This is a genomic window from Ideonella sp. BN130291, from assembly GCF_036231905.1.
Lineage (GTDB): Bacteria > Pseudomonadota > Gammaproteobacteria > Burkholderiales > Burkholderiaceae_C > CAMLIZ01.
Genome location: NZ_JAZARE010000001.1, coordinates 15,125 through 25,275 on the forward strand (window position 1 = coordinate 15,125; position 10,151 = coordinate 25,275).

Below are 10,151 nucleotides of genomic sequence, written 5' to 3' on the forward strand. Positions count from 1 at the left end.
GTCAATGGTCACCGTCACACTGACACTCCACGACTCTGAGGGAACGCTCGCCGCCTCCGTCACGGGTGAGTTCGATGACGACGACGTGGATCGTCTACGTGACTTTGCGACTCAAATGACCAGGGTCAAAGAGACTGCGCTGCTCGCGCGAGGGTTCTCCGGCATTACCAACATGAAGTGGGAAGCCGGATCAGGCATGGTCTTTACGTGCGCGCCATACAGCAACGCCGAACTCTATGAGCTGCTTCACGTTCTCCGTCCTGTGATCTTGGAGGAGGAACGAACATCCTTCCAGAAGATCATTGCGTTGCTGGGAAGGCGATTCAAAGACAAGACGTTCGCTCACCACGCACGATCGCTTCGCCACATCTTCGAAGAGGGGGAGCTCAGCTCGTACATGCAGGTGCAAGTAGGTGGCCAGAAGCTCTTGCACAATTCCATCCTGAAGCTGTGGCTCAACGGCACGCAGTACCACACCGATCAGGAGAAGGCAGAGTCATGGAAGAAGCTGGAAGACTCGCTCACCGAGAACAACGCTCGTGCGCTCGCCATCGAGCTGGTACACAGCCGCGTCAAAGCGCTTCTTTTGCTCGATCATGTCGTACAACTGGTGCTCTCAAAGGCGTGACGCCTAACCCCTCCATCGAGCGGACATGCCCCGGCAAGCCGGGTCATGCCGCTCATGTCGAACGTTAGGCCCCCTATGCAGATGCGTCGTCGAGTCCTGAGCGGCATTTCAATGCCGCTTGTTCTGCCGTCGGTTTCGCGCGCTGGCGCGTGGTCGCACGAGAGCTTCGAGAACAATAGCGCGCTCGATTGGGTCGCTGAGTTTCAGGGGGCTCCTACTGGACAGTTTCTTCGTCGCACCCTGGCGCTCGGTACCTCAAGCGAGTACATCGAAAGCTTCGTCGGTGAGTCAGTGGTCGCAGCAGCTGAGGTGGTTGCAGCGAGTCTCGGTCGTCCATGTAAAGGGTTTCCCGAGGAACTGCGAGCCATAGTCGCCGAGTCCGGCGCGCAGTTTCGGCCGCTAGCATCGTTTGCTCGGCTTGCCCTCACCGGCGTGCTCGGTCCCAAGTCCGAACTTCGCCAGAACTGGAGCGTTCATGCGGAGAAGCTGTCAAGGTGGGAGGGGAGTGTCAATGAACTGCTCAAACGTTTGTCTCCGCCGGTGGCCTAACCCCTCCATCGAGCGGACGGCTGTCGGCAAGCCGCCAGCCGCCGCTCATGTCGAACGTTAGGCGCCTCATGTCACGCCTCCTTCAGTCGATCTTCCGGTTCCTGAATCGCGACCTCACAGGCAAGATCTGGCAGAGCCGCAAGACCCATCCTTACTCCGGCGAGATGACCTACTTCGGTAGCAAAGATCCGGCGCCTTGCTACTGGGAAGCCGAGTTGTCCGTGCCGGGTCAAACCAAGAAGATCGGCGTAACCATGCAGGGCACGCCAGCTGGTCCCGAACCGTCGGAGGAAGCCTTCTGCCGGGCCATCCTCTCAGACCTGGATGCATTGTTCAAGCAGTGCCAGGCGGCGTTCGCGCCGATCTTTGCCCAGTGGGCGCGGCAACCAGTCCCTCAGGTTGCCTGGCGAGAAGCGTTCGTCTTGGATGGGTTCGAAATACCAACACAAGGCAATCCGGCAGCGTCATGGGAGGTTTGCTACTTCGTCGAGCCGGCAAACCACCACCTTCACGGCGCAATTCGAAGGTGGCAAGGTCGTGAACATCCGAGTCGATGGCTAGCCGGGCGCCTAACCCCTCCATCGAGCGGACATGCCCCGGCAGGCCGGGTCATGCCGCTCATGTCGAACGTTAGGCGCCACAGTCACCTTCCTCTTGCCTGCGAGTAAGCCTTGCCGCCGCCGCCGACCGACATCGCAACGAGCATCGTTCAGACGCTCGTCATGTACTCGTTGGCCGAGCATCAGCTGGGTCACGCAAAGACCATTCGAGTAACTACGACAGCGCACTCGTTCAGGGTTGAAGACGATGGGCGAGGGCACGCCATAGGTCGGTCCGTTGAAGGCTCACCCTACCTCGACTTCATCTACTGTCACCTCGATTTCCCATACAAGGAACGCAAAGCCAAGCCGATTCAACTTCAAGGCCTTGGCATGTCGCTTCTAAATCGGCTCTGCGCCGAACTCGTCGTGACGGTCAGGAAGGCCGAAGCCACGCTGAGTCTCAGATTCGAGGGCGGACGCCTGGTGAACCACGAACTGACTGAAGCAACGAATACGGCCACGGGCAATACGGTTTCGGGCATCGTCCGCCCAGACCTTGTAGTTGCGCAACCCGGGCAGCGAGCTCTAGAACGTTGGCTTGAGGCGGTGTTGGCCGCAAGTCCCTCTTTGCAGTTGTTCTTCAATGGACAGAAGGTTGAGCCGCTCGAGAGTGGCGCCTAACCGCTCCATCGGGCGGAAAGCCTCCGGCTGCCACTCATGTCCCGAACGTTAGGCGTCCCACCATCGGGGGCCTCAGCACGCGTCCGCCCCAGACCCTTGAGAGGCCGGCGCTGCTCGAAAAACCTGCAGCACACATCGCGCAAATAGCAGCGCCAATGAATGCGTTGCACTCGACGCGTCCATCGGCCAATCTCACAAGCCATGATCAGCTTCCTCACCGGCCCGACTCGTTTTCGCTTTCGGGCGGCAGCCGTCGCATGAGTCTGGCACCCCAACCCTGTAAAGCGCTACCCTTGGGCCGCTCAACCACATAGGAGGTCCGAATGCGAAGAGTCACAGGCATCGGCGGCATCTTCATGAGCGCCAAGGATCCGAAGGCGCTGTGCGCCTGGTACAAGAAGCACCTTGGCATCGACGTTCAGGACTGGGGCGGCACCGCCTTCACCTGGACCGATGCGCAAGGCCATCCGACCAGGGGCACCACGATCTGGTCAGTGAGCGCAGCGGACGGCACCCACTTCGCACCCAGCCGGTCCACCTTCATGGTGAACTACCGCGTCGAGGATCTCGACGGCCTGCTCAAGGCGCTGCGCGAGGAGGGGTGTGAGGTGCTGGACAAGACCGACGGCTCGGAGTTCGGAAAGTTCGGCTGGGTGATGGACCCGGAGGGCAACAAGGTGGAGCTCTGGCAGCCACCGCCAGGGCAATAGCGCCGCCACGGCCGGTGCACACCGCCGCACGCGCAGCAGCAACCCCCTGCGAACGGGTGCTCAAGTCCTTTTCCCGACGAGTGCGCATTCGGTACATTTGCGGCTCGTCCATTACAAGGGGAGGACCATGAAACCACCAATGCAGCGCCCCACTGGCGCCTTCATCGCCGCGTCCTGGCTCGCGTTGTTCATCGGGGCGCTGACGTACCTGATCGGCCTGTGGAACGCCAAGATGCTGCTCAACGAAAAGGGCTACTACTTCACCATCCTGATGTACGGGCTGTTTTCCGCGGTCTCGCTGCAAAAGAGCGTGCGCGACAAGCTCGAAGGGACACCGGTGACAGGCATCTACTTTTCGCTGTGCTGGTTTTCAGTGGGCCTGTCCCTGACATTGCTGGCCGTGGGCCTGTGGAACGCCGAACTGGCGCCCAGCGAGAAGGGCTTCTACGCCATGTCGTTCGTGCTGAGCCTGTTCGCAGCGGTGGCGGTCCAGAAGAACGTGCGAGACCTCGCTCTGCTGGGTGACCGGTCACCGGAAGCTGACACGCGGCCCGGCGGCTGACCCCGATCGGCCCGGGCGGCATTCGGTTGTCGCTCGTGTCGTACGCTGGCCCACCGAAGGACACCAAGATGAACATTTCCAGAATCGCCGCCATCGTTCTGATCGTTGGTGGGGTGCTTGCCCTGCTCTACGGCGGCTTCAGCTACACCAAGGACACCACCGCTGTGAAGCTGGGCCCGATCGAGCTGTCGGTGAAGGAAAAACAGACGGTCAATATCCCCATCTGGGCCGGTGTGGCCGCCATCGTCGCGGGCGGGCTGCTGATCGTGCTGGGCAAGAAAGGCTGAAAGGGCCTGCAGACCCCTCGCGCTGAACACCCGCTCAACCTCAGGCACCGCCAAGGAATCAGCCCCATGTCCATCCAGCTCTGGCTCATCTACCTTTCGGTCGTGCTGGCCGTCATCGCGACGCCGGGCCCCTCCGCGCTGCTGTGCATGACGCACGGCGCGCATCACGGAAGCCGACGCACCCTCGCGACGGTCCTTGGCGGGATCGTCGCCTCCCTCACGCTCATGGCTATGTCGGCGCTGGGGCTCGGCGCCGTGCTTGCTGCCTCCGACACCGCGTTCCAGGTGGTCAAGTTTGCCGGTGCTGCGTACCTCGTGCTGCTTGGCATCGCCGCGTGGCGTGCTTCACCTCCGTCAGCGAGCGAGGCGGCGCCCGCCGTCAGCGCCGGTGAAGGCGAACGAACACCGCTGCACAAGCTGTTTGCCAGGGGCCTCTTGGTCGGCATCGGCAATCCCAAGGATCTACTGTTCTTCAGCGCCCTGTTTCCGCAGTTTCTGGACCCGTCGGCTCCGGTCCTGTCCCAGTTGGGCCTGCTGGCACTCACCTGGGTTGGGGTCGATGGCATCGTGATGTTCGGGTATGCGGCCTTCGGCAAGAAGTTCGCCTTGGCGCTTGGTCGCATGGGCGCTGGCAGGGTCTTCAATCGGGTCGCCGGGGGTGCCTTCATCGCGGCAGGTGGCGTCCTTGCCGCCGTGCGCCCATGAGGAGCCAGTCCATGCACGAAGGCACATGCCACTGCGGGGCGGTCAGGATGACGCTGCCGGCTACACCCGAGGTCGCGACCGACTGCAATTGTTCGCTCTGCCGCCGCATCGGCGGCCCTTGGGTCTACTTCGAGTTCGGCACGGTGAAGATCGACGGGCATCCCGAAGCAACGGCCGAGTACGTCTGGGGCGACAAGACCCTGCGGACAATTCATTGCCGAACCTGCGGCTGCGTCACACACTGGGAGCCGCTGGCTCCCGCCCCGGGCGCCAAACACGGCATCAACCTGGGCAACTTCGATCCGGCGCTGATCGCGTCGGTCCGGGTGCGGAAGTTCGACGGAGCCAACACCTGGAAGTTCTTTGATCAGATTGACGCCCTGCCGTCCACCGGTGACGCCTGAGCGTGCCATCGCGCCGGCACGCTCTGGCGCGCCCGGTCACGCGCCGCGGGCCGCAGCTTGAGGCGCCGACAACATGCGTCGCGCCGCCCTGCTCCTGATTCGTGCCTATCAACGGTACGTGTCGCCGTACAAGGGCTTCTGCTGCGCCTATCGGGGCCATACCGGCAGGGCCAGTTGCTCCGCACTGGGGTACCGCGCCATCCGCCGGCATGGCATCTTTGGCGGCCTTTTTTTGCTGCAGCAGCGAACCCACAAGTGCGGCGTGGTGCACCGGCGCCACAAGGGCACACCCATGCCCCGCCTGCATGCACAGCGCGGCCTCTGCGACATCGGCTGCGACCTGCCAGGGGGCTGCGACCTGCCGTCCTGCCACGGATGCGACTTGCCCGGCAGCAACAAGCTGTCGGGCGTGTGCGACTGCTTGAGCTGCTGCGATTGCGGCGGCTGCGACTGGCCGGATCGCAGGCGAAGGAAACGAGGCGATGAGAAGTACGTCTACATTCCTCCTCGGACAACAAGCCGATCCGTGCCGAGGACATGAACCGCATCGTTTGCTGCGCCTGCCCTTCGGCCGCGTGGGCGCACTCACGGCTCACTGCCGCCGTTGAGCGCCATCTCCAACCGTCTCTCAAGGAGAGGACAAGACATGCAGGTGCACATCTTCAAGGGTCCCGGTCGGGTCTTCGGCTTCACGACGCAACCCACCGGCGACAACCTTCCGCAGAAGTTCGCGCCGTGGGTCGCCTTCAAGACCGTCGAGCTGCGGCGTGGCGAGCCAACGCCGGGTGTCGACGTGGGCGAATGCCTGGCGGACATAGAGGCCCATGGCGTGCACATCACCGATGCGCACGCTCGGATCACGGAAGAAGCGATTCGCTGAAACGCCGGCGGACCGTGCACCGGGCACGTCGAATACCATCGCGCCTTTTTGCGCGGCATGTACTCGTCCACCTTCATCTTCGCCAAGGGCGACTACGACGATGAGTTCCATCGTCTCGACCAGGCCATCGCCGAAGCGGCGCAGTCCATCCCGGGCTACCTGGGTGAGGAGGCCTGGGAGAACCCGGCCACCGGCCAGCTGTGCAACGTCTACTACTGGGACTCGCTGGAGGCGCTTGGCGCGTTGATGCAGCACCCGCGGCACCTGCAGGCCAAGGCGCAGCAGCATCGGTGGCTGGATGGCTACCAGGTGGTCGTGTCCCAGGTGCTCAAGACCTACGGCGACGGCAAGCTGGCGCACCCGCTGGCGGACAAGGCTGCTCCCCGATGACCGCGCGGTTCACATGCCGATCGTGGATGCCGGGTCTGGCGAGCCGGCAGGGGCAGGCGCTGGTGCGCTCCGCTGCTCCTTCGCGGGCACCCGCCGCAGGCTGCCGGGGCCTTTACAGGCTGATGACGTGGTTGTGCCTGGCCCTGGGCGCGCCATCGGCCGTGGCGGCCGAACCGCTGACCGTGTTCAACGTCGTGCTGCTTCAGTCCAGCACCGTGCTGGAGGAACGCGTCGCCAGCGTGGACGCGATGGCGGAGTACGTGAAGGCGGTGGAGGCGGCGGCGCGCGAGGCCGTCAGCGCGAGCAGCGCCCGGCAATCGGTGGGTGGTTTCATCGTGGTGGCGGTGCGGCCCGGCCAGCAGTCCAAGGTGTGGCTGGATTTCGATGCCCTGCTCGATCTGGCACTGAAGCAACAGATTGCCGCCAAGGTGGCCAGCGTGCAGCCGTTCGAGGCGCGCCAGGGCCCGGTGGTGTTCGCGCTCAAGGTGGCCTTGTGGGACGGCAAGGCCACCAGGCGGACCGTTCCCTTGCCAGCAGAATGGAAGAACGCCCGGCGCGACGGTGCGCCGATGGAAGTGGGCGAGCTGGTCGACAGCCTCTGGGATCAGTGACACGCCACCCCGCCCGCCCCCTGGCCCTGCCACACCAACCCTTGCAACGGAGCGCCCCTTGGGAACCTGGTCCACCCTTCCTTTCGGCAACGACGATGCCGCTGACTGGGCGTACGCGCTCGACGACACCGACGACCTGCAGGCCATCGAGCAGGCGCTGGCCGCCGTGCTGTCCGTGGGCAGCGACTACCTGGAGTCGCCCGAAGCCACCGAGGCCATTGCCGCCATCGAGCTGCTGGCCTGCGTGGCCGGCAGGCCCGGGGACACCGAGACCTACACCGAAGCGGCCGACGCCTGGCTGCAGCGGGTGAAGGCCAAGCCGACACCGGAGCTGCTGAGCCGGGCGCAGCATGTGCTCGACCGCATCCTCGGCGACGATTCCGAGCTGAAGGCGCTCTGGCAGGAAAGCGACGAATACGACCAGTGGCTGGCGTCCATGGCCGACCTGCGCACCAGGCTGGCGTCGTAGGTCCGCCGGAGCACCATGCCGGTGGACTACCGCAGCTTCACCGAGCCCGCGCCGCATGCGTGACCAGGCGCCGGGCAGCGGGCTGTTCGGCAAGCCGTATCTGTGGGCTTTGCTTGCGCGCAGGCGATAGCGCCTTACGCTTGGTGCCATGCGCGGGGGCGCGATGTCGCACCACCCGTGCCTGCCAGGGGGTTCACACGATGAAGCATGCATTGGCCTGCCGCTGCGGCAGGGTTCGTGGCCATGTGATCTTGCCGACGATCGCCGCGCGGGCGGTCTGCTACTGCAAGGATTGCCAGGCCTACGCCCGGTTCCTGGGCCAGGAGGCCGCGGTGCTGGACGCCCAGGGCGGCAGCGACATCGTGGCCACCATGCCGTCGCACCTGCGCTTCGAACAAGGGCTGGACGCCCTCGCCTGCCTCTCGCTCACGCCCAAGGGCATCCTGCGCTGGTATGCCAGCTGCTGCGCCACGCCGATCGGCAACACGCCGCCGGACCGCAAGGTGCATTACGTGGGGCTGGTGCACAGTTGCCTGGCCAAGCCGCTGGAGCCCGCGTTCGGCCCCGCGCGGGTGCGGCTCAACACCGCGTCGGCCACCGGCCCGGTGCAGGGCACGCCGGTGGCCATGGGCCTGGCGATCCTGAAGCTGATGCGCTTCATGCTGCCGGCGCGGTTCACCGCCCGCCATCGCGACAACCCCTTCTTCGAAGCGGACAGCGGCCGCCCGATCGTGGCGCGCCGGGTGCTCACCCCGGCCGAGCTGGCGGCGGTGAAAACCGTGGCCTGAGCTGCCCCGTTCTGCGCTGCAAAGGCGCACACTGGACGCGACACACGATGACAGGGTGGCGTGCCGCTGAGCGGGCTAACACCCCAAGGAGGCAGCATGGCCGTGGATGACGTCGTCAAGCTGGTGCAGGCATTCGCCAACCTGCTGTCCGTGCTGGTCTGGCCCGCGCTGTTGACCTTTGTGCTCATCCGCTTCGGCCCGTCGCTGAAGGATTTTTTCTCCTCGCTCGGCGAGTTCAGCTTCAAGGGCGCGGGCTTCGAAGCGACCGCCAGGCGCAAGCAGGAAGCCGCCGCCGCGCTGATGGCGGCCGCGGTCGCACGGCCCGACGCCGCCGCCACGCCCGAAAGCACCGCACGCGACGCCAAGGAGGCCGCCTCCATCGTGGGCCAGGTCGACAAGCGCACCCTGCGGCGCGCCAGCGGCGCCTGGGCCTTGTGGGTGGACGACCGGCCGGACAACAACGTCTACGAGCGCCAGTCGCTGGAAGCGCTGGGCGTGCGCTTCGTGATCGCCAAATCCACCGACGAAGCCCTGGCCAAGATGGCGCAGCAGCGCTTCGACGTGGTGATCTCCGACATGGCCCGTCCGCCCGATGCGCAGGCGGGCTACACGCTGCTGGAGACGCTGCGCGCGGCGGGCAACCACGTGCCCTTCATCATCTACGCCGGTTCCAGCGCGGCGGCCCACAAGGCCGAGGCCCAGCGGCGCGGCGCCCTGGGCAGCACCAACCGCGCCAGCGAACTCTTCGCCTACGTGCTGTCGGCGCTCAAGCGCGAGGGCTGAGTGCGGCGACAGGGCGGTCCGGGCAACGGCACCCGCCCCCTCCGCCACCAACTCCGAGCCGCGCAGCAAACTACTCGTTTTCCCTCAGTGACGCCAAAAGCCCCAGCGCGTTAAATCGCGCAAACGTTTGCGCAAACGTTAGCGCGACGTTCCTCACACCGCGGCCGCGATGAACCGCGGCTTTAGACATCGTCAGGAGACTCACCCCATGACCTCGCACGTTTCGCGCCGCACCGCCCTCGCCGCCGCTGCCTTGCTGGCCGGCGCCACCGCCTTCTCACCCCTCGCCCTTGCGCAGGAAAAGCCGCGTGTCGGCCTGGTGATGAAGTCGCTGGCCAACGAGTTCTTCAAGAACATGACCGAAGGCGCGATCGCCCACGAGAAGAAGCGCGGCGACTTCACGCTCAAGGCCGTGGGCATGCAGTCGGAGACCGACTTCGACGCCCAGACCGCGGCGGTGGAGAACTTCATCACCCAGAAGTACGACGTGATCGTGATCGCGCCGGCCGATTCGCGCGCCATGGTGGCGCCGGTGTCGCGCGCGCTCAAGGCCGGCATCACGGTGGTCAACTTCGACGTCGCGCTGGACCCGGCCGCGATGAAGAAGGCCGGCATCGACCTCGCCTTCGTGGGCCCGGACAACCGCGCCGGCGCCAAGATGGCGGGTGACGAACTCGCGCGCACCCTGGGCCCCGGCGCCAAGGTGGTCATCATCGAAGGCAACCCCGGCGCCGACAACGCGCTGCAGCGCAAGCTCGGCTTCGAAGACGCCGCCAAGGCCGGCAAGCTGAACGTCGTGGCCTCGCAGACGGCCCATTGGGAGACCGAGGAAGCCAACGCGGTGTTCACCAACATCCTCACCGCCAACCCCGACATCAAGGGCGTGATGGCCGCCAACGACTCCATGGCGCTCGGTGTGGTGAAGGCCATCGACGCGGCCGGCAAGACGGGCCAGATCAAGGTGGTGGGCTTTGACAACATCCCGGCCATCCGCCCGCTGGTCAAGCAGGGCAAGGTGCTGGCCACGGTGGACCAGTTCGGCAGCGACATGGCCGCCAACGCCATCGACTACGGCATCAAGGCGCGCAAGGAAGGCAAGCCGCTCAAGGGCTGGATCAAGACCCCGATCGAGCTGGTGACGGCCAAGAACCTGAAGTCCTGA

17 protein-coding genes are annotated in these 10,151 nt (G+C 65.1%); all 17 read left to right on the forward strand.

Translation table 11 applies throughout. The features are described from left to right. Nucleotides 1–4: 4 nt before the first annotated feature. Nucleotides 5–628: a hypothetical protein gene (locus VPH43_RS00075; protein ID WP_328575597.1), complete on the forward strand. Its 624-nt coding sequence runs from the start codon at nucleotides 5–7 to the stop codon at nucleotides 626–628. 75 nt (nucleotides 629–703) lie between these two features. After that, nucleotides 704–1,177 carry a DUF4259 domain-containing protein gene (locus VPH43_RS00080; RefSeq protein WP_328575598.1) on the forward strand — a complete coding sequence of 158 codons (474 nt, stop codon included), beginning with the start codon at nucleotides 704–706 and terminating at the stop codon, nucleotides 1,175–1,177. 68 nt (nucleotides 1,178–1,245) lie between these two features. After that, entirely contained in the window at nucleotides 1,246–1,845 is a 600-nt protein-coding gene (locus tag VPH43_RS00085; protein ID WP_328575599.1) for a hypothetical protein, read from the forward strand. Between the two features lie 54 nt (nucleotides 1,846–1,899). After that, nucleotides 1,900–2,400, forward strand: coding sequence for a hypothetical protein (locus tag VPH43_RS00090; RefSeq protein WP_328575600.1), 501 nt, complete (start codon nucleotides 1,900–1,902; stop codon nucleotides 2,398–2,400). Between the two features lie 323 nt (nucleotides 2,401–2,723). Further along, nucleotides 2,724–3,110, forward strand: a complete 387-nt coding sequence (locus tag VPH43_RS00095) for a VOC family protein (RefSeq protein ID WP_328575601.1) — start codon at nucleotides 2,724–2,726, stop codon at nucleotides 3,108–3,110. Between the two features lie 127 nt (nucleotides 3,111–3,237). Further along, entirely contained in the window at nucleotides 3,238–3,672 is a 435-nt protein-coding gene (gene yiaA / locus VPH43_RS00100) for an inner membrane protein YiaA (RefSeq protein ID WP_328575602.1), read from the forward strand. A 68-nt stretch (nucleotides 3,673–3,740) separates the two neighbouring features. Then, nucleotides 3,741–3,959: a hypothetical protein gene (locus VPH43_RS00105; protein WP_328575603.1), complete on the forward strand. Its 219-nt coding sequence runs from the start codon at nucleotides 3,741–3,743 to the stop codon at nucleotides 3,957–3,959. A gap of 66 nt (nucleotides 3,960–4,025) precedes the next feature. After that, nucleotides 4,026–4,664, forward strand: a complete 639-nt coding sequence (locus tag VPH43_RS00110; protein ID WP_328575604.1) for a LysE family translocator — start codon at nucleotides 4,026–4,028, stop codon at nucleotides 4,662–4,664. Between the two features lie 11 nt (nucleotides 4,665–4,675). After that, nucleotides 4,676–5,068, forward strand: coding sequence for a GFA family protein (locus VPH43_RS00115; RefSeq protein ID WP_328575605.1), 393 nt, complete (start codon nucleotides 4,676–4,678; stop codon nucleotides 5,066–5,068). A 73-nt stretch (nucleotides 5,069–5,141) separates the two neighbouring features. Continuing rightward, a complete protein-coding gene (gene yidD / locus VPH43_RS24615) occupies nucleotides 5,142–5,609 on the forward strand; it encodes a membrane protein insertion efficiency factor YidD (RefSeq protein WP_442909173.1) in 468 nt (155 codons plus the stop codon). Between the two features lie 105 nt (nucleotides 5,610–5,714). Beyond that, complete coding sequence (locus VPH43_RS00120) at nucleotides 5,715–5,948, forward strand: hypothetical protein (RefSeq protein ID WP_328575606.1); 234 nt, start codon at nucleotides 5,715–5,717, stop codon at nucleotides 5,946–5,948. 57 nt (nucleotides 5,949–6,005) lie between these two features. Then, on the forward strand, nucleotides 6,006–6,338 hold the full coding sequence (locus VPH43_RS00125; RefSeq protein ID WP_328575607.1) for an antibiotic biosynthesis monooxygenase family protein: 333 nt from the start codon (nucleotides 6,006–6,008) through the stop codon (nucleotides 6,336–6,338). A gap of 122 nt (nucleotides 6,339–6,460) precedes the next feature. Next, nucleotides 6,461–6,949: a hypothetical protein gene (locus tag VPH43_RS00130; protein ID WP_328575608.1), complete on the forward strand. Its 489-nt coding sequence runs from the start codon at nucleotides 6,461–6,463 to the stop codon at nucleotides 6,947–6,949. Nucleotides 6,950–7,007: 58 nt separating this feature from the next. Continuing rightward, nucleotides 7,008–7,418: a DUF4259 domain-containing protein gene (locus VPH43_RS00135; protein WP_328575609.1), complete on the forward strand. Its 411-nt coding sequence runs from the start codon at nucleotides 7,008–7,010 to the stop codon at nucleotides 7,416–7,418. 200 nt (nucleotides 7,419–7,618) lie between these two features. Then, on the forward strand, nucleotides 7,619–8,206 hold the full coding sequence (locus VPH43_RS00140) for a DUF6151 family protein (protein WP_328575610.1): 588 nt from the start codon (nucleotides 7,619–7,621) through the stop codon (nucleotides 8,204–8,206). A 96-nt stretch (nucleotides 8,207–8,302) separates the two neighbouring features. Continuing rightward, a complete protein-coding gene (locus tag VPH43_RS00145; RefSeq protein WP_328575611.1) occupies nucleotides 8,303–8,989 on the forward strand; it encodes a response regulator in 687 nt (228 codons plus the stop codon). 208 nt (nucleotides 8,990–9,197) lie between these two features. Further along, nucleotides 9,198–10,151, forward strand: a complete 954-nt coding sequence (locus tag VPH43_RS00150) for a sugar ABC transporter substrate-binding protein (protein WP_328575612.1) — start codon at nucleotides 9,198–9,200, stop codon at nucleotides 10,149–10,151.